Genomic DNA, 22440 nt, shown 5'->3' on the forward strand with positions numbered 1-22440 from the left:
ATAAGAAATTGTCTGTGCGAATTCTTCGTCTGTGTCATCGCAACAATTCATTTAGAAATGAGGATTGGCATAAAAATTGTGCTGATAAGATAAAAAGAGAGTTAATGTATGAAATTAATCGATACATTAACTCTCTTTTTAAAGTATTTTATTTGTGTATAGAGCTTAGATAACCTCGCCGTTACGATATTTTTCAAGACATTTCTGTATACGTTTAACAGGGTCAAGTAAGCCGCTGATAGATGCATCATGATTTAATGTATCTATTATTAAAGCGATATATTTGCTCATATCACAACTAATGTAATATGGTTTTGTTAATAATTCAGGAGTCTGATATGTTAAGTTAGTTGTAAGAACTCTGTCAATGATTCCTTTTTCGTAAGCTTCATCAAATTTCTCAAGACCATTTGTAAATAAACCAAATGTAGCGGCTACAAATACTCTGCGGGCCTTTCTTCTCTTAAGCTCTGTAGCAACATCTATCATAGATTCGCCTGAAGAAATCATATCATCAATGATAAATACATCTTTTCCTTCTACGCTTGAACCAAGGAATTCATGAGCTACAATAGGGTTTCTTCCGTTTACAACCTTACTGTAATCACGTCTCTTATAGAACATACCCATATCGATACCTAATACGTTAGCAAGGTATACGGCACGTCCCATACCACCTTCGTCGGGGCTTATCATCATTAAATGGTCAGCATCAATTTGTAAATCTTTCTCATGACGTAAAAGACCTTTTACAAACTGGTATGCAGGCTGAACTGTCTCGAAACCTTTAAGAGGAATAGAGTTCTGAACTCTAGGGTCATGAGCATCAAAAGTGATAATATTTTCAACACCCATATTTGTTAATTCCTGAAGAGCCAATGCACAGTCAAGAGATTCTCTTCCAGTACGTTTATGCTGTCTGCTTTCATATAAGAAAGGCATAATAACAGTAAGACGTCTGCCTTTACCTGCTACGGCTGCAATAATACGTTTAAGATCCTGATAATGGTCATCTGGTGACATATGATTCTCATAACCACAAAGAGAATATTTAATGCTATAGTTAGTAACGTCTACCATAAGGTATAAATCTTTACCTCTGACAGATTCGTTAATACTACCTTTTGCCTCACCTGAACCAAATCTCGAAATCTTTGAATCAATAAGATAAGAATCTTTCTGATAACCTGAAAAAGCGATTGTGTTCTTGTGCTCGTGTTCTCTGTCATTTCTCCATGCTGAAATATAAGCATCGACTTTTTTGCCGATTGGCTCACAGCTATTTAAAGCTATAATTCCAAGAGGACCGACAGGGATAGTTGTTGCGAAATTGTTTTCATCTGCTGACATAATCAAACCTCCGTTGTGTTTTCTGTGATAATCCACATAATTTTATAACATTATGAATTGTTATAGTCAAGTTAATTAGTTAAAAAAAATGGTAGAATCTCTCAATTAGAGCTTTTTACCTTACGGTTGTGTCTCAAATCATCACCGTAAATCTTCATAAATGTATATTCCTTTGCAAGTCTTGATGTAAGTCTTTCGGAATAACGTTCCATTAGTTCAGGTAGACCAAGGTTTGTTGAAATAATGGTCGATTTTTTATTAATTAGTCTTTCATTTATCTTGTTAAATAATGCAGAATTAGTAAAAGAATTAGATAATTCTGTTCCTAGATCATCGATAATCAGTAAATCGCAATCTGTAATCTGTTGTGATTTATTCTTTGCATCAATATCAGATTTATCAAAGCCGGCACTTGATAATATGTCAAACAAGCCAATTGCAGACAGATATATAACTGATATACTCTGGTCTAAAAGTTCTCTTGCAATACAGTTTGTAAGATAAGTTTTACCTACTCCGGTCTTACCGAAGAACAAAAGATTATTGTATTTCCTGTCAGGAGAAGAGAAGTTGTCTACGAAGTTATGGCATATATTCAAGACACTATTCATATTGTCCTTAGGGGACTTTCCGGTTACTGAATCTATATCACTGTCATTGAAATAATCAAGATTAAAGTTATCAAAGTTCTCGCTTTTAAGAATTTCACGAATATTTGACTGGTTGTATAATATTTCAATCTCAGCTTTCTTGAAACAATGACATTTCTTATTATCTATATATCCTGTATCTTTACAGTCATTACAATGGTAGTGCATATCGAGATAATCGGGTTTATAGCCATTTTCAATAAGAAGTTTTATACGTTCTTCTTTGAGTAAAGTTAATTTCTTCTTAAATTCCTCTATAGGCTTATTGCTGTCTTCAGGAGAATTATTACTTAAAAGCATTGCCCTGGTCGTAGCAAGAGAAAGAGAGGAAATCTCATCATTAATCTCTTTGATACGTGGAATCTGACTATAGACGGTTGCAATTCTTTCGTTCTGAAGCCTCTTATTCTCTAATTGTATTCTGTTATATGAGCGAATTATCTCGTCATATTGCATATTTGTAAGTGACATTATATCCTCCATTGCGATGTGGTCTTAAGAAATTTAATATATCAGTATATTGTAAAGCCAGCACTTCCCTTTTATGCCAATATCAGGGAAATGATGCCATACGGATTGTTACGTGCGTTGCACTCTTAACAATCCTACCCGATATTCGCATAACGTGAAGCTAGCGCTTCCCTTTTATGCTCATATCGGGGCGGGTCATTAATTCTCAAAATATACTATGCAAGCATAGTATATTTTGAGAATTTTGACCCTGGCATCATACGTTATTAAGTAATTCTTTCTCTAAAGATTCGTAGTTGTATGTTCTCTGGTTAAAATTATTAAATGAATTCTTAGGTCTGGCAGAAGTCTCATTATTATCGGTATGATTCTTCTTATAAGCAGCCTTGTTCTTCTGGTGCTCGCCGTCTAATAGTTTGACATCACTAAGAGTACGGATACCCTTTTCTTTCCATTTGGTAAGAATGGAATCGGCATATTCGAAACTTGGCTGGTGAATTGCATTCATCGTACGATTGCAGGCATCTAATACGATATCCATTGGAAAACCATAGGAATCTGTCCATTTTACAATAAGGGCTTTCTCGCCTGCTCCAGGATTACGTCCGCTTATTCCGAATGCCTTAAGCACAGGATAGCATCTTGAACTATATAATTCTGTACTTGCCTTAGCTTTATCAACAGTATCGATTCCTTCGTTTGCCCACGAAATAGCAGTTTTCTCTATGTAACGCATCTGCCTGTGGTTATTAGAAATAGCATATTCAAGCAGATATACAATGAGGTCTGAATCAAAACCAAGTACATCATAGAAGAATAATAAAGTATTTACATCGGATGCACTAAGAGTTTTACCGAGAAGTTTCTGTGCGATATACATAAATTCGACAACTTCGCTTTTCTCATTAAATGAGCTGATTTCGTTAGCTGTATATACTTTCTTGGAGAAATCAGGCTGTGCCATATTGAATGGTTTAAGTGTGGCAGAAGCCTTGTCTGAAGGAATGTTGTCAGGTGCCACATTGTCAGTATTTATATTGTCAGTATTTATATTATCATTATCCATATGATTAACAGGCAATTCACTATCCATGCGATTACTAGTTAATGCACTGTTTTTATGGTTGTCAGTTAATGTATTGTTTCTATGGCTATCAGTCATTTCATTATGTATATGGGCTACTGGTTGTGACTTAGGTGCTACAAATGTCGAAATCTCAATATTTGAGCCGTCAGTAGTCGTGTAGTCGGTAATAAGTGGTTTCATCTTAATATTTGTAAGTACCTTATTAGAATCAAATTTAAGGTCAAGAAGACCAATCTGTTCCCAGTATCTAAGGGCACGGACAACATCCTTCTCAGTATGATTAAAGATGTCTGCGATATGGCATATCGAAATATCCATATCTGGAGAAGACAAAGCTCTTAGTAAATATAAATAAATTTTCACAAACTCTCCGTTAGCATTTGGCATATACTCATCTAAAAAATAATTAGATACTATGGTTGCCATAGTCTGTGAGCTGCCTTCTAATTTAATCGTACCCATTTCTGTATCAATACCTTTCACACTATAAATATTTCAAATAAACAACTTTCTTTGAGTAGTCATTATAGCACAAAAAAAGGAAAATGAACACACCTATTTTTGCTGCAACCCTTGAAAATAAAGGGATTGAAGCAATGTGGATAATGTGGACAATGTGGACAAGGTATAAAAAATAATATCGAAAATTGTTACATTCCGTAAAATACAAGCAAATCAATGTGGTTTACATAATTGTCGAAAAATAAAGAAATCCACATTTTTATCATGGAGTTTTTCACAATAAAAATGTGGATAATGTGGATAACTATTTCTCAACCAGATTTTCGCCAATTAATACAACATCTCCAGCACCCATAGTTATCAACAAATCACCGTTGATACAATTTTTTGATAAAAATTTTTCAATTTCTTCAAAAGTTGGGAAATAATATACTTCTTTACCTAATTTTTCTATCTCTGCACGTAATGTATCAGAGCTTATTCCGAGGTCGTCTGTTTCTCTTGCAGGATATATTTTAGCTAAGACAACTTTATCAGCAAGTGTTAAAGCTTTAGCGAATTTATCCATAAGAGCTTTTGTACGTGTGTATGTATGTGGCTGGAATACACACCAGAGAGTTTTATGAGGATAATTTCTGGCTGCTGTTAATGTAGCCTCTATCTCATCAGGATGATGTGCATAATCGTCAACTACAGTTACACCGTTAAATGTTCCTTTATATTGGAAACGTCTGTCTGTACCTGAGTAGTTGCTAAGACCTTTTACGATGAACTCAACAGGTACTTTTATAGAGGAAGCGGTTGCAAATGCAGCCAATGCATTTAAGATATTGTGTTCACCCGGTACTTTTAAGTCTATATGTGCAATTGTTTCTGTGCCTGATAATGAGCAACAGCCCCCTTCACATTTGACTACACGCTTGACTACATCAAATGATGCACATGCAAAATCATTGTAAACAATATTTTCAGCCGAAAAATCACTGATATTTTTATCAAGACCAAATGTTATGTAACGACATTTGAGATCATTAGTAAAGTAACTTAGATTATCAATGGCACTGTTTATTATTAATGTGCCGTTTTCGTCTAATTTATCAGCAAATATCTTGAAACTGTTGCGGATATCATCAATATCTTTAAAGAAGTCAAGATGGTCCTCACGCACGTTAAGGATTACATTTACATTTGAGACAAGTGATAAAAAGCTGTTAGTATATTCGCAGGCTTCAGTAACTAAATAATCTGAATGCCCTACACGTAAATTTCCACCGATAGTTTTTAACATTCCACCCACTAATATAGTAGGGTCACATTCATATGCAAGTAATATTTCAGATAACATAGAAGTAGTAGTAGTCTTACCATGAGTTCCTGCAACGGAAATGGCTGTTTTATATTGTGCCATTATGTGTCCTAATAAGACTGCACGCGTTACGCTTGTGATACCTTTATCTCTTGCAGCAACTAATTCAGGATTATCCTGTTTAACCGCGGCTGTGTATACAAGATAAGAGATATCATCTGTTATATTTTCATAATTATGTCCATAATGAATAGTTGCACCAAGTGAAGTAAGACGGTCTGTTACTGCGGATTCTTTAGAATCTGAACCGGAAACAGTATATCCGTTATCTATAAGGATTTCAGCTAATCCACTCATACTTATACCGCCAATGCCGACGAAATGAACGTGACAAGGCTTTTTCATTATATTTTCTATATCAAGATTTTTCATACTAATCCTCTTTTCTGATAAATATTATATTTTTTTCTCAAACACAGGATCGCTTGTAAGGCGTACGCCTAACTTTTTAAATGTCTTCTTATCGACATCTGAAAGCATTACTGTTGTATGAACATCAAGTCCCTGGAGGGCTGGAAGCTGCTCCATTGCAAGTTTGGCATTGTTATCTGAAGTAGCACTCATTGCAAGAGCAATCAGAACCTCATCAGTGTGGAGTCGTGGGTTCTTACTTGACAGATAATCAACTTTCAAATGCTGGATAGGACCTATGGCTTCTGGTGAAATAATAGGTGTCTCGTGGTCGATTTCCGCAAGAGTTTTAAGCACATTTAATAATAATGCAGCAGATGGACCTAATAAATCAGAAGTCTTACCAGTAATAATTCTACCATCGTCTAATTCCATAGCGGCTGTAGCCACACCTAATTTCTCAGATAATTCCCTTGCTGCAACAGCAACTTTCCTGTCATGTGTGCTGATGTTTGCCTGATTCATTATAAGTTCAATCTTCTGGACTTCATGTTCAGTACCATTTTCAGTAACAAGCTTATTAAGACTCTCATAATATCTTCTGATTATCTCCATTTTAGATGCCTGACGGCATACTTCGTCATCAATAATACAGTTGCCTGCCATATTAACACCCATATCAGTAGGCGATTTGTATGGATTTTCGCCATAAATCTTTTCAAAGATTGCATTTAGAACAGGGAAAATATCCACATCACGGTTGTAGTTAACAGTTGTTTCGCCATATGCCTCTAAATGAAATGGATCAATCATATTTACATCATCTAAGTCAGCGGTTGCTGCTTCATATGCAAGATTCACAGGATGTTTAAGAGGAATATTCCATATAGGGAATGTTTCATATTTAGCATAGCCTGCTTTGATTCCACGTTTGTTATCATGATATAATTGTGAAAGGCATGTTGCCATCTTTCCGCTTCCTGGACCTGGTGCGGTAATAACTACCAATGGTCTTGTCGTCTCTATATAATCATTTTTACCATATCCCTCATCACTTACAATAAAAGGTATATTAGATGGATAACCTTCTATTGAATAATGAAGATATACTTTGACATTCATTTTCTCTAGTTTAGCCTTAAATGCATCTGTTGCCTTATGACTCTCATAATGTGTAATTACAACACTTCCGACATATAATCCACGTGAAGTAAATGCATCCATAAGACGTAAAACGTCCTCATCATAAGTTATTCCGATGTCGGCACGAACTTTGTTACGTTCGATATCAGCAGCACTTATAACGATTACTATTTCAGCCTGATCAGAAAGCTGCATTAACATTTTTAATTTGCTGTCAGGTTCAAAGCCCGGTAATACGCGGGAAGCATGGTAATCATCAAAAAGCTTGCCACCGAACTCTAAGTATAATTTGTCGCCGAACTTGCTTATTCTCTCTTTAATGTGTTCAGATTGCATTTTAAGATATTTGTCATTATCAAAACCGATTTTCATTGGTTCCTCCGTTCTAAAGTTTAACTTTTCCTTACATTATGGTTTATTAGTTTTGTATTATATGATGCTACACAATATTTTAACAGTGGCAGAGTATGGAAAGATATGCAGTGCATAATCCATAGAACCTCCTGTTATCTGTATCATTATATTATCGAACTATATATATTGTAAATAATAAGTAAGTAAAATTCAAGTCTGCTTTTCAAATAATAAAATATCTGCTATAATGAGGCAATATAAGAAGATGCAGATGGTGCAGATATTATGTGAATTACTTCGCAATTCTAAATATTTGTCCGGACATCATTAATATATTTATATGTACAGGGAAATGTGCAGAAATGAGGAAAAATGGAAACATCAGTTGATAATAATGAAAATTCACTAGCACCTGTCGGTGTATTTGATTCAGGTATAGGCGGTCTTACCGTTGCAAGAGAGATTATGCGACAGCTGCCAAATGAGAAAATAGTATATTTTGGTGATACTGCGAGAGTTCCATATGGTTCGAAATCTAAAAATAACATTATTAAATATTCAAGACAGATAGTAAGATTTCTAAGAACAAAAGGTGTAAAAGCTATTGTCGTGGCATGTAATACTGCAAGTGCGATGGCATTAGATGAAATAGAGAAAGAATTAGACATTCCAATTATTGGTGTGGTTAAGCCGGGCGCAAAGGTAGCTGTTGAGAAAACAGTTAATAAACGCATTGGAATAATTGCAACAGAGGCTACAATCAACAGTGGAATTTATACAGATACGATAAATGAACGTAATAGTGACATTACGGTTGTGACAAAGGCATGTCCGTTATTCGTTCCCTTAGTAGAAGAGGGATGGATTAAAGATCCGGTTACTTATGAAGTGGCAAGAAGATATCTTGCTGAACTTCAGGATAAAGATATAGATACATTGGTACTTGGCTGTACGCATTACCCCCTCCTTAGAAATACGATTGGTGAGATTATGGGCGATAAGGTAACACTTGTTAATCCGGCATATGAGACAGCGATAAGTTTAAGAACTCTTTTAGAAGAGAAGAATTTAGCAGCAGGCAACGAACACAGATATACAGGTGGAATGTATGAATTCTATGTAAGTGATACTGCGGATAAGTTTAAGAATTTTGCAAATTCAATATTGCCATTTCATATAGATAATATTACACAGATAAATATTGAAGAATATTAGTACATTTTATAAAAAATCAGAAAGGTTCGGTATAATATGGATAAAAATGTGCGTGTTATAATCAGGGGACTCCACAATACAGACAGTGATGAATCGGATATGGTTATAGACGTTAAAGGAACTTATTATAATAAGAATGGAAAGCATTATATCTGTTATGAAGAGAAAGATGAGAACTCTAATCAAGCTAATACAAATATGCTGAAAATGAGAGATGATAATATCGAGCTTATCAAAAGAGGAAATAATGCAACACATCTGAATTTCGAAAAGGGTAAAATAAATACTACTTATTATAAGACATTTGCAGGGAATCTGTATATTGGTGTAGATACAAAATATATGCATGTAATCGAAGGCGATGGCAGGATTGAGGCAAGAATCGAGTATGCGTTAGTTATGGATGAACAGAAAGTTTCGGATTGTGTAGTAGAGATACAGGTCATAGAAAATATATAATAAAAAATAACAATTAAGAAAACATAAAAAAGTACAAGGATATAGAAAAATTATAGAAGTAAAAAAGTCTTTATATATAACACTTAATGCTATATATAAAGACTTATGAATCTAAATTACATTTAAGATTATTTAGATTTTGCATTAGCTTTTTCAGCCTTTGCCTTTTCAGCAAGTTTAGCAGCTTTCTTCTCTTCTTTAAGCTGTTTGCGTGTTTTCTTAGGTTCTGGAAGAGGTCCTCTGATACGCTTTGCAGACATAACATAGATTCCGCTTACCTGGGCTTTAACTTCCTGTTTTGGAAGTATTGAATCAAATACAGTTCCATCACACATAAGGGACATAACTTTTGGTCCGACTTTAACTTTTAGAATAGGAACTTTTGCACGACGTAGATATTTCGGCGTTTGTTCAACGACAATTTTTGGAAATCCGGCTTCGGACAGCTTCATCTTCTTTTTATCTATTACATAAAAAGACATCATCTGTGACTGGCCTTCCATTGTCTTACGCTGTGAATCAGCTTTTTTCTCAGCTTTACGTCCGAATATATAAAGTACAACTAATAATACAAGTAAAACTGCTATAACTATTAATAATATTTTAATTAGTAATGGCATATTTTCCTCCGTTCTATGATAAATACTATGATTTTGGTATAAAACCAATACATAAAAAGTATTTTAACATTTATGGGAATAAAATACAATTCTTTTTTAGATATAAAATAAAAGTAAAGGAGATTACACCGATATGAGCGAAGCAATAGGCATAGCAAAGGGCATCGGGGAGTGGATATATAATAACACTTTTTATATAAATATTATTTTGGGCATAATAATTATATTCTTCCAGAGACGTGATCCGACTTCGGTGTGGGCATGGCTTCTGCTTTTATATTTCATACCTATTGTCGGTTTCTTCTTATATCTTGTAATCGGGCATGATTACCATAAGAGTAAAATGTTTCGAATTAAAGAAGTAGAAGACGAATTAAATGGAGCAATTAAGAAACAGGAGAACCGGATATTTAATAATGAATTCAGTATTACAGATGAAAGGGTGCGGGAATATTCGGATTTAGTATTATTTAATCTGGAGACGAGCAGCGCAATCTACAGTGAGGATAATAAAGTCAAAGTATTTACGGATGGAAATGCCAAATTCGATGATTTAATAGAGGAGATGAAGAAAGCGACAAAGTTTATTCATATACAATATTATATTATCAGTAAAGGTGAATTATTCGACAGAATATTCGAGGTGTTGAAGAAAAAAGTCGCACAGGGTGTAGAGGTAAGAGTTCTCTATGACAGTATGGGCGGCAGATATTTAGGAAGAAAAAATGTAAGGAAAATGAAGCAGGCGGGTATCAGAGTCGGTGAATTCTTCCCAGCATTCCTTGGAAGATTCCAGATGCGTTTTAACTACAGAAATCACAGAAAGATTGTGGTTATCGATGGCAAATGTGCATATGTTGGCGGTTTTAATGTTGGAGATGAGTATATAAGTAAGAATAAGAAATTCGGATATTGGAGAGACACACATCTTAAAATAGAGGGTGCGGCAGTTAATGATCTTCATATAAGATTTCTGCTTGACTGGAATTATACGACTAAAGAGAATCTGTTCGGCATAGAGAAATATTTCAATAATAAGCCATTGCATTACAATAGAAATGTAGGTGTACAGATTATTTCAAGTGGTCCTGATTCAAAGAGACAGGAGATAAGAGATAATTACCTGCGATTGATTAATAAAGCAAAAGAAAGAATATATGTGCAGACACCATATTTCATACCGGACGACAGTGTGTTGCAGGCACTTAAGATTGCAGCATTGTCAGGAGTAGATGTGCGGCTTATGATACCATGTAAGCCTGACCACCCATTCGTCTATTGGGCAACATACTCATATGCGGGAGATCTTATAGATGCGGGAGTCAGATGTTATTGTTATGAAGCGGGCTTCCTGCACGCAAAAGGAATGGTGGTAGATGGTCTGGTAAGTTGTTATGGAACAGCTAATATGGACAGACGAAGCTTTGCATTAAATTTCGAAGTAAATGCAGTTGTCTATGATCCTGATGTTTCATGGCAGTTAGAGAAGAAATTCTTAGAAGACCTGACGAAATGCAGAGAAATAACAAGATTTAATTATAACAGAAGAACATTATGGATAAGATTTAAAGAGCAGATATCAAGGTTGTTAGCACCGCTTATGTAGTTTTTGGCATTATAAAACATTTACAGGTGCAGAAAGGAACGAATGAAATGAGCAGTAAAAATACAAGGAAAAGTAAGATGGCAAAAAGAGTTTTACTGATGTCAGGCATTACGTGTGTAATGTTTTTAGCTTTAGTGGTTATGACAATCGGTTTTATAAAGGTAAAATCAGACAATAAGCAAAATGCCGACAAGGTCAAGGAATTAAATAAATCAAAGGATTCATACAGTAAGGAATTAGAGTCAGTTAATAATGAAAAAGATGACTTAAATAAAAAGGTAACTGAGTTAGAGAGTGAAAAGGAATCACTTGCTGATAAGAACGCAGAGCTTGAAAGTGTAATGACAGCACAGGGAATTAAGGAAAAGGCAGCTGCTGATAAGAAGATTGTCTATCTCACATTTGATGATGGTCCATCAGATTTGACACCACAGTTTCTTGATGCTCTAGACAGCTATGGTATAAATGCTACATTTTTCGTAACATATCAGCCACAGCACGAAGACATTTACAAGGATACAATCGCAAGAGGAAACAGCATACAGATTCATACGGCATCACATGATTATGACAAGGTATATGCTTCAGAAGAGGCATATATAGCTGATTTCAACGAGATTTTCGAGTATGTTAAAAATGTAACAGGTACAACACCTAATTATTTCAGATTTCCGGGCGGAAGTACAAACAGCTATGGAAAGAGTATTGTAAAATCAATTGCAAAAGATATGAAAACTAATGGATATGATTTCGTGGACTGGAATGTAAGTGTGGGTGACGGAAGCGCCAAAGCAACGAAAGACAGTATAATTGCTAAGATACAAGCTGAATCAGAGGGAAAAAATCATATTGTAATGTTAGCACATGACAGCGGAACTAAAACTGAAACACTTGCTGCTTTACCTGAAATAATTGAATATTATAAGGCTAACGGATATGAATTCGGTGTAATAAAGGGCAATTTAGATGTGTCATTTGCACAGTTTATAGATTATGAGAATTAATCAGATGAGGTTTACATTTGGTGGTCAGGGTGTTATAATCAACATTGGTTAAAAAGGTAATTCAATTAATGCTAAATTAAAAGGAGGCGAAATATATGGACAGTTGTGATAGTAATAGTCGAAGTACATATAACGATGGAACAGACTTGGAATATATTTCAAGTGTCTGTATGTATGCCTTTTAGATATATATTTTAGGCCTTATCCATCGTTAGAAATATCACAACCACAGATGTTTGTGTAGTATTTTACTACGATGGAATTTTTATGCCCTTTTTTAGGGGGAATGGAGGCTTAAAATGGAAAAAGAAGTATTAAAAGAACCAATGTATGTTGAAAATATCGTATCTATTATCAGAAGTGGACTTAATAAAGAAGAGCTATTAGAAAAATTAAGTGATTACCATGAGAATGATATCGCACAAAGTCTTGAATATCTGACTAAAGAAGAACGTATTAAATTATATAATAATCTTGATGCAGAAACGATATCTAATATATTTTCTTATATTGAAGAACCTGATAAATATATCGAAGAATTAGGAATCGATAAATTAGCCACAATTATCAACGAGATGGACTCAGATGATGCGGTCGATTTATTAGAAAATATTGATGAAAATATAAAAAGTCAGTTGCGACCAATTCTGAAAGAAGATGTTAAAGCTGATATCCGTTTGATAAATTCATATGACGAGGAAGAAATCGGTAGTCTGATTACTACGAATTATATTAAAATATCTAAAAATCTTACTATCCGTCAGGCAATGCATGAATTGATTAAACAGGCAGGAGAGAATGATAATATTTCTACAATCTATGTTGTAGATGAAGCTGATAAATATTGTGGTGTCATTGATTTAAAAGATTTAATTATAGCAAGAGAGCATGATGAACTTGATGATATTATCAGTTATTCTTATCCATATTTACTTGACCATGAGAATATCTCTGAGAGTATCGAGAAGATAAAAGATTATGCAGAAGATTCACTTCCTGTATTAAATGCTGATAAGAACATAATAGGTATTCTGACTGCACAGGACGTAATTGAGGCAGTAGATGATGAAATGGGTGAGGACTATGCTAAATTAGCTGGTCTGACTGCAGAAGAGGACCTTAAAGAAACCACAACAGAAAGTATGCGTAAACGTTTGCCATGGCTTATAGTATTATTGGTCTTAGGAATGGGAGTTTCGACAGTTGTGGGTGCGTTTGAAAATGTTGTGGCAGTGCTGCCGATAATAATATGCTTCCAGTCTTTGGTACTTGATATGGCAGGAAATGTCGGAACACAGTCTTTGGCTGTAACAATTCGTGTTCTTATGGACGAGGACTTAAAGGGTAAAGATAAATTATCATTAATTATAAAAGAAGTGAAAGTCGGCTTTAGTAATGGTATGCTTCTTGGCATATTGTCACTTGTTTGTCTGGGACTTTACATTAGTTTCTTCAAGGGCTACACATTATTTAATGCATTTATGATATCTGGTTGTGTTGGAATATCATTATTAGTATCTATGATTATTTCAAGCCTTGTTGGAACTTTAGTGCCATTATTCTTCCATAAAATAAAAGTGGACCCGGCAGTAGCCTCAGGACCACTTATCACAACTGTAAATGATTTAGTTGCAGTAGTTACTTATTATGGATTATCTTGGATACTTTTAATCCAGTGTATACATCTGGCATAGTATTTAATTAGAATAAAGATTAGTATTACTAAACAGAAAATAAATAGTATTTTGTATATTTAATTTGCCAGATAATGTCTGGCAAATTGGCATTTACCGGAAAATATTTTCTAAAGGTGTAAGCTGTAAGTCAGCCAATGTTTTATATGACAGATTTACGGCTTCGTCCCATATAACTGACGGATTATGACAATCTGAACCTACGATTACCTTAATATCACTACCTTTAAGGCGTGACCAGAAGCGGTTATCAGGATAAGGATATCGTTTGCCATCAGGATAATCGGTAAGTCCACGTCGTATTCCATTAGCGTTGAATTCTATGATGGTTCCGTATCTGGATGCGGCCTCTAATATAATGTCAAATGCTTTATCGCAATTATAATCCCATGCAAAAGGATTAATCATACACAAATCAGGGTGTGCAAGAATTTTAAAATATCTAGTTGCAAGTCCCTCGCTTATTGCATTAGCATATTCTAAATAACATTCAGTGCTGTCAGCGGAATAAATGCTTTTAGAAGAATTATTATCAGACATATATGTGTGTTCGCCGAGTAACAGATAATCAAGTCCGCGTTTCGTAAGAAGTTCTTCATAGTAATTAAGATTCTTACGAAAATATTCAATCTCTAATCCTTTGTAAAGAGTAATTCTGTCAGAATATATTTCTTTAAGGCGGTCAAGTTCGTTAAGATAATCATCTAATTCACTATATTCCATTCTAAGACCATAATTTTCACCATCAGGAAATGGTGCGTGGTCGGAAAATCCTAAAATCTTAATGTCGCTTTTAATAGCAGCCAATACATAATCTTCTTCCGTTCCACCGGCATGTTTACAGCGGCAGGTGTGTGTATGGTAATTAACTTTCATTTTTAAGTCTAAGCCCTTTCGTCAAGCATTTCCTGAATCTTACTCTGTGTATAGGCACCAAGAAATTTCTTATCTTCTTTGTCTAATTCTTCGATTATAATTGGTTTACCAAAGTCAATAGTTACTTTTCCGCGTTTAACCTTAGGAAAATGATTTTCAAAAATATCTGCTGTACCTGTAAGCGCGACAGGAATAATAGGCGATTTAGATTTCTCTGCCATCTTCATACTTCCCTCTTTGAAAGGAAGCATTTTACCGTCTTTAGAACGTGTTCCTTCAGGGAAAACAAATACTGACACACCGCCTTTAATCTGTTCTACACCTTTTAATATTGTCTTAAGTCCCTCTTTAATATTATCTCTGTCTAAGAAAAGACAACTGATATTTCTCATCCACAGATTAAGAAATGGAACTTTGTTAATCTCTTTTTTCGCTACATATCCGACATTATATGGGATAGTAACATATGATACTAAGATATCAAAAAAGCTGTTGTGGTTACCAACATATAAGCAGGCTTTATCCTTTGGAATATTCTCAACCCCGGTTGCTTCGATTTTAACACCCGCTATAAACAGACAAATTCTAAAGCCCATCGATACAATGAATTTGCTTGAATTATCCCTTGCCTTAACATTGCATTTACTAAGTATCCATTCAATAAGATATATGGGTATACTTAGAATAAAAAATATTACCAGAAATATTGCAATTCCAAAAAGTCGTAACATAAGTCCTCCATAAAATTTATTAGTATTAAATTAAATATTAAAGAAGTAATAAGCATCTTGTATACAAGAATACATATCGTATACGCATATAAGAATATAGCAAGAGAACATATTGAATTACTTTTTAACACTTTAATCCTATACATTATAACATATTGAGAGGTATTTGGATATTTATATTTGTCAAATTTACTTTAACAGATGAATATAGTCTGCAATATGTATGTGCAAAGTCTGAGTTATATAAACAATATCATTAAAGTAGTAAAAAAATACTTTTTTATAAAAACTTCTTGACATTAATATGACATAGTGATATTGTTATAGAACGAAAGTAGTAAAAAGATACTTTTAAGGAGAAATGGAATATGGAAAAAAAACGTAGTAAGGAGAATTTACCAGAACAAGATTGTGGTAGAAAAGGCATATTAGAAAAACGAAATGCTGCTGGGCTTACCGAAGCAGAGTTTCTGGCAGGTTACAGGCCAAGTGATTATGAGAGACCATCAGTGACAGTAGATATGCTGATTCTTGCAATGGATAAGTCGTTTAACGGACTGAAAACTTTGCTGATTCAACGTAAAAACCATCCATACATAGATTGTTATGCATTACCTGGAGGTTTTGTGGAGATAGATGAATCGGCATATAGTGCAGCTTCAAGGGAACTTGAAGAAGAAACGGGACTTAGAAATATTTATTTAGAACAGCTTTATACAATGAGCCAGCCGGACAGGGACCCTCGAATGAGAGTTATAGATATTGCGTATATGGCACTTGTACCAGAGACGAAAGTCGAGGGAAAAGTTAAGGCCGGAGATGATGCTAAAGAGGCTTTATGGTTTGACATAAGATTTACGGACAGGAATCTGATTCTTCGGAATGAGGATAGGAATATTGAAATCAGATACAATCTTAAGAAGAAATCATTTAAGAATGGCGTAATAAAAGTTGAGAATTATGTGCCTGACTTAGTCAGTGATGATGCATTAGCATTTGACCATTCGGAGATAATCTTAGAAGGGCTTACGAGGCTTAAGAATAAAATAGAATATTCCGATGTTGCATTTAACCTTGTACCAAAGGAATTTACACTTCCTGATTTGCAACGGGTGTATGAAGTTATTCTGGGTAAGAAACTTTATAAGACGAATTTCAGGGAAAAAATAATCGATAAAGTCAGACTTTTAGACAAAAAAGGAATATCGATAACAGGTAATAAGTCATCAGCTTTATATAAATATAAACGTTAGTAGAAATGGAGACAGTGAGAAAAATATATGAAGAAAATATTAGTAATTGTAGATATGCAGAATGATTTTATAACAGGTCCACTTGGTAATGCGGACTGTCAGGCTGTAGTTAATAATATAATAGAAATTGTGAATAATGAAAAGTATACAGACATTATTCTTACAAGAGATACGCACCAGGAGAATTATCTTGATACCCGGGAGGGTAAGAATCTTCCAGTCGTTCATTGTATAGAGGGAACGAAAGGTTTTGAGATAGATTCAGATATAATGAGTGCAGTAGAAAATAAATATAAAACTTCAGAAATTATAAATTATCTGAATCAGAAAGAAAATATGCCGATTATTATTAACAAGCCATCATTTGGAAGTATGGAGTTAGCAAGGCTGTTATCTGAAAATGTAAACGAAGAAGATATCATAGATTTCGTAGGAGTATGTACAGGAATCTGTGTGATTAGTAATGTATTACTTGCGAAAGCAGCAATTCCGGAGACAAAGGTAAGAGTTATAGAAAATGCATGTGCCTGCGTAACTAAGGAATCGCATAGAACAGCAATTGAAGCAATGAAAATGTGTCAGGTTGAGATAGTGTAGAATAGGAGAAAAGTGTGAAAATAATGCTGATGCGGTTATTTTTCACCATGCTATTTGTTTCTGAGCGAAAACAAATAGCTTTTATGGCAGCTGAGAAATCGCCTGCGCGAATTTCTCAGCGCCTCTTTGCGACAAGTCGCTCAGAAATGAGGATTATTATGAAATTAAATCAGATTATTACAAGTTTATTAGAAACTGATATGTATAAATTCAGTATGGGACAGGCGATATACCATCAATTTAGTGATTATAAGACTACCTGGTCTTTCAAATGCAGAAATACAGATGTGCATTTTACAAAAGAAGTAGTAGAGGAAATAAAAGAGCAGATAAAGGCATATTGCGGACTTAGATTTACAGAAGAAGAGCTTGAATATCTTCATAATATTAAGTGGATTAAGGGAAGTTATGTGGATTTCTTAAGACTCTGGCAGCCAAGATATGAAGATTTCGAGATAACAACAGATGCAGAGTGTGGTCTCTCAATTGAGGCAAAAGGCACATGGCTTAATACCTCTATGTATGAGATTCCTACACTTGCAATCATTAATGAAGTGTATTTCAGAATGGAATATAATTATGATGAACTTCTTAATAGCTTTAAGAATAGATTAGATGAAAAAATCAGGAAAATAAGCACAGGTGAATATAATATCGGTTCATTTAGTGAATTTGGTCTTAGAAGAAGATTGTCAGCCAAAGCCCAGGAACTTGCAGTAGATTTACTTAGTAAAAATGAATATCCCGGCTCAAAATTCGTTGGAACTTCAAATGTATATCTTGCTAAGAAATATAATCTTACACCGGTTGGTACGATGGCGCATGAGTGGATTATGTGCGTAGGACAGGGTAATCATAAACATAATCCAGCATATTCTAACTGGTATGCATTAGATGCATGGGTAAAAGAATATGGTATCTTAAATGGTACAGCGTTAGCGGATGCGATAACAACTGACTGCTTCCTTAAAGATTTCCAGCTTACTTATGCAACATTATTTTCGGGTGTCAGACATGACAGTGGTGATCCTTATGAATGGGGCGACAAGATGCTTAAACATTATGAAAGTCTTGGGATAAATCCTATGACGAAGACATTGCTCTTTAGCGACAGCCTTGATTTCGAACGTGCTGACGGACTTAACAAGTATTTTAATACCAAAGCAAGAGTTGCCTTCGGAATAGGAACTTATATTTCGAATGATACAGATGTTCATCCACTCAATATCGTAATGAAAACAACGGCATGTAACGGTATGGATGTTGCAAAGATTTCTGATACACCGGGTAAAGGAATGTGTAAAAATCCTGATTATGTACATTATCTGAGAAGATGTATCGACTGGCGAATGAAAAACGACAGATAGAAGATATTAAGATACATTTATAAAAATATTTTATATGTGTAATTCAGTATATACAGATAATTGATATATGTGCAGGAAAATGATGTGCTATGAAAAACTATAAATCATAATAAGCAGCATCTTTACAAATATATCTTATGTGCCATGGTTCATTGACGTATCCGGTGAAAGATGAATTTTCTTTGGTAAAGCTGAATGTAAAACCAAAGGCAGAGGCATTCTTCCTAAGCCAGATTCCCTCAGGAGTTTTTTCGAATTCTTCGCATAAGTCGTAGTCAACGCCAGGGCAGGAGACATCGATTGCAAGACCTGTCTGGTGTTCGCTGGTACCTGGCATTGCTACATGTGAATATGCATATTCACGCCCATGTTCACGAACACTGTTTTCATAGAGTTCTTTTTGTCTGTCGTATGAACGAAAAGCTGAGATTCCCATAAGATTAAGCCCTTCTTTAAAACAGGCTTTGAACATTTTGCGGAGTGGCTCATAAGCGACTAAGGAAATGCATCGCTTCATATCATATACAGGTGCTATGAACGGAACAGGCGCTCTTACTAAATCTTCTGGGATATAATCAGGGGGCAAAGGGTGATACCTGTCGGTAATATAATGTTTTGTGTTCACACTAACCTCGATTACATATGAAAAATTATATTTTATATTATTCAGGAAACAGAAAAAGGTGAAAAGTAATGAAAGAAACTAATTCAGATTATGTAAGAAAAACAATAGATAAAAATGTGGGGAAGTATAAGAAAAATATAAAATAGCTAATATATTATCTAATTTTAATAAATATATTGAAAAAAGCTAATATATTAGCTATAATTATATTAACAATAAGTCGATTTAAAATGGAGATTAGTATGCAAAAATATATATGGGAAACACCACAGGAGATAAATATGCTAGTTGCAACTAATGCAAAGAATATAAGAAAGAGAAAGGGGATATCACAACAAAAGCTAAGTAAGTTATCAGGGGTAAGCTATGGTTCAATAAAGAGATTTGAGGAAACAGGAAATATCAGTCTTATTTCTTTGACAAAAATTGCTGTCGTACTAGATGCTGTAAATGGAATCAAAGCCTTATTTACGGAAGTCACATATAATTCTATACAGGAGGTTATCAATGAACAAAGATAGTATTAGGTTGGGGTTAAAAACTCTTAAGGTAAAATGTTTTGACCGATATGTAGGAACACTTGCAATGACACCGGATGGTAAAGTGGCATTTTCATATGATGATGAATGGTTAGTTAATGGTTTTGCAATAAGTCCGTTTTCACTACCACTTGAGAAAAAAGTATTTATCCCCGGGAAACGATATTTTAATGGATTATTTGGCATATTTGCAGATAGTTTGCCTGATGCATGGGGACAACTGCTTTTAGACAGGATATTAAAGGAATATAAGATTACTGAGGATATAACTGTTCTTGACAGGCTTGCATTAGTTGGTACATCAGGAATGGGAGCCTTGGAATATGAACCTGATTACAGAATAATAGAAAATGAAGAAATAGATGATTTGGATTATCTTTCAAAACAATGCCAGAAAGTTCTTAAAACAGAATATTCGCCTGATTTGGACATATTATATAAGTTAGGAGGCAGTAGTGGAGGTGCAAGACCGAAGATATTAACACATATTGAAGATAAGGATTGGATTATAAAGTTTTTGGCGGGAATCGATGGCCCAAACTGTGGATTACGAGAATACATTTATTCAGAATGTGCAAGAAAATGTGGTATAAAAATGACAGAAACAAGGCTATTTCCATCGAAAATTTGTGACGGATATTTCGGAACAGTGAGATTTGACAGAATACCATATGAAGGTAAAATGAAAAAAGTTCACATGGCTACGGCGGCTGCAATATTAGAAGCAGATTTTATGTCTCCATGTCTGGATTATAGTGTGTTAATGAAGCTTACCCATGTACTTACAAGAGGAAATGCAGAAGATATGGAAAATATGTTTCGAAGAGCATGTTTTAATGTATTTGCACATAATAGAGATGACCATGCTAAGAACTTTACATTTTTATATAATGAAGATGAGGATTGCTGGAGACTAAGTCCTGCATACGATATCACTTACAGTAATACTTATTATGGTGAGCATACGACATCAGTTGATGGTAATGGAAAAAATCCCGGAGAAAAAGAACTGATGAATGTTGGAACAGGGGCAGGTATTAAGAAATCATTATGTGAAGATATCATAGACGAAATCAGAACAATAGTTGGTGAAGAACTGGCATTTATTAAAAAAGATAATTAGTAAGAAAAATATTTGACATAGTAAATATGAGTGTCTATAATGAATTGGTACTACCAATTTTAGTATAAATATTTGCAAATGAATATTAGAAGTATAAACAGGAAAGGAGACTATGATGTATTAATTGTTTCTAATCTTTGCTAAATAGCTGGATATTAAAGCTTGGTTGCAGGTCTATAATAAATATACGATTTATGACGTATCGTGTGCAAGTTATATGCCGTCATATGTAAAAGAGCGTTGCAGTAAATCACCGTTCAAGCGAAGTGCGTTTGATTTACTGCAACGTAATAGACTTTGCAGAGGACGGCATTTACTTGCACTAGATAAAGGAATTATGAGGATGTTTATTATAGACCTGCAACCAAGCATAATATAGGTATATCTGCAAGATAGAAACAATTAATGCATCATATAGAGAACTATGAAATATTTGCGCCAGTTTTTAATGATTTTAGCCATATCATTTATCGGAGAAATATTAAAATATTTTCTTCCATTGCCCATACCAGCAAGCATATACGGTATGATGATTTTATTTATAGGACTTCTTACAGGAATAATTCCATTAGAGGCAGTGAAGGATGTTGGTAAATTTCTAATCGAAATAATGCCGGTTATGTTTATTCCGGCAGGAGTAGGACTTATGTCATCATGGGTGAATTTAAAGCCTGTGTTATTACCAGTAAGCATAATAACAGTAGTATCAATTGTAACAGTTATGATAGCTACGGGAAGAACATCCCAATGGATAATCAGAAGAGGAAAGAAAAAGGAGGAAACAAGACATGAATGAGTTGTTTCAGAACTCACTATTTGCAGGAGTTACAATCAGTCTCCTTGCCTATCTGGCTGGCTCTATATTAAAGAAGAAATTCAAATTAGGTATATTTAATCCATTATTAATTTCGATTGTGCTTACAATAGTTGTACTTGTATGTGCAAGAGTAGATTATGAAACATATAACAAAGGTGCACAGTATTTAAGCTGGTTTCTGACACCTGCAACGGTATGCTTAGCAATTCCTTTATACGAACAGTGGGAGTTATTAAAGAGAAGCTATAAAGCTGTCATATTAGGAATAACTTCAGGAGTGCTTACAAGCCTTGGTACAGTATTTGTATTAGCTAAGATAATGGGACTTTCGCACAAAGACTATGTTACATTGTTACCAAAATCTATAACAACTGCGATAGGTATGGGCGTGTCGGAAGAATTAGGTGGCTATGTTACAATTACCGTTGCAGTAATCGTTGTAACCGGAGTCCTTGGAAATATTTTTGGCGAAATGATATGCAAAATATTCAGAATAACTGAGCCGGTTTCAAAAGGACTTGCATTTGGTGCTTCATCACATGCTGTTGGAACGGCTAAGGCAATAGAAATAGGTGAGATAGAGGGTGCAATGAGCAGTCTTGCAATAGCTGTAACAGGAATTCTGACAGTTGTACTTTCGTCTGTATTTGCAAATTTTATGTAATTAAATAGAACTAGGA

At 34.5% G+C, this 22440-nt stretch carries 21 protein-coding genes; 12 read left to right on the top strand and 9 right to left on the bottom strand.

Going from position 1 to position 22440, the window contains the following annotated elements:
• Positions 1 to 165: 165 nt before the first annotated feature.
• From OCV48_RS07965 to OCV48_RS07985, 5 genes are all read right to left on the bottom strand, one after another.
• Positions 166 to 1350 carry a ribose-phosphate pyrophosphokinase gene (locus OCV48_RS07965; RefSeq protein ID WP_021983932.1) on the bottom strand — a complete coding sequence of 395 codons (1185 nt, stop codon included), beginning with the start codon at positions 1348 to 1350 and terminating at the stop codon, positions 166 to 168.
• A 101-nt stretch (positions 1351 to 1451) separates the two neighbouring features.
• The gene (locus tag OCV48_RS07970; protein WP_021983933.1) at positions 1452 to 2471 is read right to left on the bottom strand and encodes an ATP-binding protein; all 1020 of its coding nucleotides are present in this window, start codon (positions 2469 to 2471) and stop codon (positions 1452 to 1454) included.
• A gap of 256 nt (positions 2472 to 2727) precedes the next feature.
• Complete coding sequence (locus tag OCV48_RS07975; RefSeq protein ID WP_147591615.1) at positions 2728 to 4041, bottom strand: DnaD domain protein; 1314 nt, start codon at positions 4039 to 4041, stop codon at positions 2728 to 2730.
• Positions 4042 to 4324: 283 nt separating this feature from the next.
• On the bottom strand, positions 4325 to 5758 hold the full coding sequence (murC, locus tag OCV48_RS07980) for a UDP-N-acetylmuramate--L-alanine ligase (protein ID WP_262559427.1): 1434 nt from the start codon (positions 5756 to 5758) through the stop codon (positions 4325 to 4327).
• A 24-nt stretch (positions 5759 to 5782) separates the two neighbouring features.
• On the bottom strand, positions 5783 to 7252 hold the full coding sequence (locus OCV48_RS07985) for a DUF1846 domain-containing protein (protein WP_147591616.1): 1470 nt from the start codon (positions 7250 to 7252) through the stop codon (positions 5783 to 5785).
• Between the two features lie 354 nt (positions 7253 to 7606).
• Here OCV48_RS07985 and murI point away from each other — a divergent pair, with 354 nt between their 5' ends.
• Positions 7607 to 8449: a glutamate racemase gene (murI, locus tag OCV48_RS07990; protein WP_147591617.1), complete on the top strand. Its 843-nt coding sequence runs from the start codon at positions 7607 to 7609 to the stop codon at positions 8447 to 8449.
• Between the two features lie 36 nt (positions 8450 to 8485).
• Positions 8486 to 8908, top strand: coding sequence for a DUF1934 domain-containing protein (locus tag OCV48_RS07995; RefSeq protein WP_147591618.1), 423 nt, complete (start codon positions 8486 to 8488; stop codon positions 8906 to 8908).
• Between the two features lie 128 nt (positions 8909 to 9036).
• Here OCV48_RS07995 and OCV48_RS08000 read toward each other — a convergent pair whose 3' ends face one another.
• Positions 9037 to 9528 carry a hypothetical protein gene (locus tag OCV48_RS08000; RefSeq protein ID WP_021983939.1) on the bottom strand — a complete coding sequence of 164 codons (492 nt, stop codon included), beginning with the start codon at positions 9526 to 9528 and terminating at the stop codon, positions 9037 to 9039.
• Positions 9529 to 9661: 133 nt separating this feature from the next.
• On the opposite strand from OCV48_RS08000, the gene cls reads away from it, so the two are divergent.
• The 3 genes from cls (at position 9662) to mgtE (ending at position 13832) form a co-directional block, all read left to right on the top strand.
• Positions 9662 to 11134, top strand: coding sequence for a cardiolipin synthase (cls, locus tag OCV48_RS08005; RefSeq protein WP_021983940.1), 1473 nt, complete (start codon positions 9662 to 9664; stop codon positions 11132 to 11134).
• Between the two features lie 77 nt (positions 11135 to 11211).
• On the top strand, positions 11212 to 12138 hold the full coding sequence (locus OCV48_RS08010; RefSeq protein WP_262559428.1) for a polysaccharide deacetylase family protein: 927 nt from the start codon (positions 11212 to 11214) through the stop codon (positions 12136 to 12138).
• A gap of 299 nt (positions 12139 to 12437) precedes the next feature.
• Positions 12438 to 13832 (top strand): magnesium transporter, encoded by a 1395-nt coding sequence (gene mgtE, locus OCV48_RS08015; protein ID WP_021983943.1) that lies wholly within the window; start codon positions 12438 to 12440, stop codon positions 13830 to 13832.
• 93 nt (positions 13833 to 13925) lie between these two features.
• Here the strand turns inward: mgtE and OCV48_RS08020 are convergent, their stop codons facing one another.
• Together OCV48_RS08020 and OCV48_RS08025 are read right to left on the bottom strand one after the other, a co-directional pair.
• On the bottom strand, positions 13926 to 14708 hold the full coding sequence (locus OCV48_RS08020) for a histidinol-phosphatase (protein ID WP_021983944.1): 783 nt from the start codon (positions 14706 to 14708) through the stop codon (positions 13926 to 13928).
• A gap of 8 nt (positions 14709 to 14716) precedes the next feature.
• Positions 14717 to 15439: a lysophospholipid acyltransferase family protein gene (locus OCV48_RS08025; RefSeq protein WP_021983945.1), complete on the bottom strand. Its 723-nt coding sequence runs from the start codon at positions 15437 to 15439 to the stop codon at positions 14717 to 14719.
• A 368-nt stretch (positions 15440 to 15807) separates the two neighbouring features.
• Here OCV48_RS08025 and OCV48_RS08030 point away from each other — a divergent pair, with 368 nt between their 5' ends.
• From OCV48_RS08030 to pncB, 3 genes are all read left to right on the top strand, one after another.
• Positions 15808 to 16692 (top strand): NUDIX hydrolase, encoded by an 885-nt coding sequence (locus tag OCV48_RS08030; protein ID WP_021983946.1) that lies wholly within the window; start codon positions 15808 to 15810, stop codon positions 16690 to 16692.
• Between the two features lie 27 nt (positions 16693 to 16719).
• Complete coding sequence (locus OCV48_RS08035) at positions 16720 to 17289, top strand: cysteine hydrolase family protein (protein WP_147591619.1); 570 nt, start codon at positions 16720 to 16722, stop codon at positions 17287 to 17289.
• A 158-nt stretch (positions 17290 to 17447) separates the two neighbouring features.
• On the top strand, positions 17448 to 18656 hold the full coding sequence (gene pncB / locus OCV48_RS08040; protein WP_147591620.1) for a nicotinate phosphoribosyltransferase: 1209 nt from the start codon (positions 17448 to 17450) through the stop codon (positions 18654 to 18656).
• Positions 18657 to 18753: 97 nt separating this feature from the next.
• Here pncB and OCV48_RS08045 read toward each other — a convergent pair whose 3' ends face one another.
• Positions 18754 to 19281, bottom strand: a complete 528-nt coding sequence (locus OCV48_RS08045) for a M15 family metallopeptidase (RefSeq protein ID WP_021983949.1) — start codon at positions 19279 to 19281, stop codon at positions 18754 to 18756.
• A 242-nt stretch (positions 19282 to 19523) separates the two neighbouring features.
• On the opposite strand from OCV48_RS08045, the gene OCV48_RS08050 reads away from it, so the two are divergent.
• The 4 genes from OCV48_RS08050 (at position 19524) to OCV48_RS08065 (ending at position 22424) form a co-directional block, all read left to right on the top strand.
• Positions 19524 to 19802, top strand: a complete 279-nt coding sequence (locus OCV48_RS08050; protein WP_021983950.1) for a helix-turn-helix domain-containing protein — start codon at positions 19524 to 19526, stop codon at positions 19800 to 19802.
• Positions 19789 to 20943: a type II toxin-antitoxin system HipA family toxin gene (locus OCV48_RS08055; protein ID WP_021983951.1), complete on the top strand. Its 1155-nt coding sequence runs from the start codon at positions 19789 to 19791 to the stop codon at positions 20941 to 20943. The genes OCV48_RS08050 and OCV48_RS08055 overlap by 14 nt, the downstream gene beginning before the upstream one ends.
• 448 nt (positions 20944 to 21391) lie before the next feature.
• The gene (locus OCV48_RS08060; protein WP_394803259.1) at positions 21392 to 21739 is read left to right on the top strand and encodes a CidA/LrgA family protein; all 348 of its coding nucleotides are present in this window, start codon (positions 21392 to 21394) and stop codon (positions 21737 to 21739) included.
• Complete coding sequence (locus tag OCV48_RS08065) at positions 21732 to 22424, top strand: LrgB family protein (protein WP_021983953.1); 693 nt, start codon at positions 21732 to 21734, stop codon at positions 22422 to 22424. The genes OCV48_RS08060 and OCV48_RS08065 overlap by 8 nt, the downstream gene beginning before the upstream one ends.
• The last annotated feature ends 16 nt before the right edge of the window (positions 22425 to 22440 follow it).

This window comes from Bovifimicola ammoniilytica (assembly GCF_025567085.1).
GTDB lineage: Bacteria > Bacillota > Clostridia > Lachnospirales > Lachnospiraceae > Bovifimicola > Bovifimicola ammoniilytica.

Bases quoted from the DNA above. Each gene is read 5' to 3' on its own strand.
- pncB (WP_147591620.1), top strand. From the start codon at position 17,448: ATGAAATTAAATCAGATTATTACAAGTTTATTAGAAACTGATATGTAT.
- murC (WP_262559427.1), bottom strand. From the start codon at position 5,758: ATGAAAAATCTTGATATAGAAAATATAATGAAAAAGCCTTGTCACGTT.
- OCV48_RS07965 (WP_021983932.1), bottom strand. From the start codon at position 1,350: ATGTCAGCAGATGAAAACAATTTCGCAACAACTATCCCTGTCGGTCCT.
- OCV48_RS08020 (WP_021983944.1), bottom strand. From the start codon at position 14,708: ATGAAAGTTAATTACCATACACACACCTGCCGCTGTAAACATGCCGGT.
- OCV48_RS08065 (WP_021983953.1), top strand. From the start codon at position 21,732: ATGAATGAGTTGTTTCAGAACTCACTATTTGCAGGAGTTACAATCAGT.
- OCV48_RS08050 (WP_021983950.1), top strand. From the start codon at position 19,524: ATGCAAAAATATATATGGGAAACACCACAGGAGATAAATATGCTAGTT.
- OCV48_RS07985 (WP_147591616.1), bottom strand. From the start codon at position 7,252: ATGAAAATCGGTTTTGATAATGACAAATATCTTAAAATGCAATCTGAA.
- OCV48_RS07995 (WP_147591618.1), top strand. From the start codon at position 8,486: ATGGATAAAAATGTGCGTGTTATAATCAGGGGACTCCACAATACAGAC.
- OCV48_RS08010 (WP_262559428.1), top strand. From the start codon at position 11,212: ATGGCAAAAAGAGTTTTACTGATGTCAGGCATTACGTGTGTAATGTTT.
- OCV48_RS08000 (WP_021983939.1), bottom strand. From the start codon at position 9,528: ATGCCATTACTAATTAAAATATTATTAATAGTTATAGCAGTTTTACTT.
- cls (WP_021983940.1), top strand. From the start codon at position 9,662: ATGAGCGAAGCAATAGGCATAGCAAAGGGCATCGGGGAGTGGATATAT.
- mgtE (WP_021983943.1), top strand. From the start codon at position 12,438: ATGGAAAAAGAAGTATTAAAAGAACCAATGTATGTTGAAAATATCGTA.
- OCV48_RS08030 (WP_021983946.1), top strand. From the start codon at position 15,808: ATGGAAAAAAAACGTAGTAAGGAGAATTTACCAGAACAAGATTGTGGT.
- OCV48_RS08035 (WP_147591619.1), top strand. From the start codon at position 16,720: ATGAAGAAAATATTAGTAATTGTAGATATGCAGAATGATTTTATAACA.
- OCV48_RS08060 (WP_394803259.1), top strand. From the start codon at position 21,392: ATGATTTTAGCCATATCATTTATCGGAGAAATATTAAAATATTTTCTT.
- OCV48_RS08055 (WP_021983951.1), top strand. From the start codon at position 19,789: ATGAACAAAGATAGTATTAGGTTGGGGTTAAAAACTCTTAAGGTAAAA.
- murI (WP_147591617.1), top strand. From the start codon at position 7,607: ATGGAAACATCAGTTGATAATAATGAAAATTCACTAGCACCTGTCGGT.
- OCV48_RS08025 (WP_021983945.1), bottom strand. From the start codon at position 15,439: ATGTTACGACTTTTTGGAATTGCAATATTTCTGGTAATATTTTTTATT.
- OCV48_RS07970 (WP_021983933.1), bottom strand. From the start codon at position 2,471: ATGTCACTTACAAATATGCAATATGACGAGATAATTCGCTCATATAAC.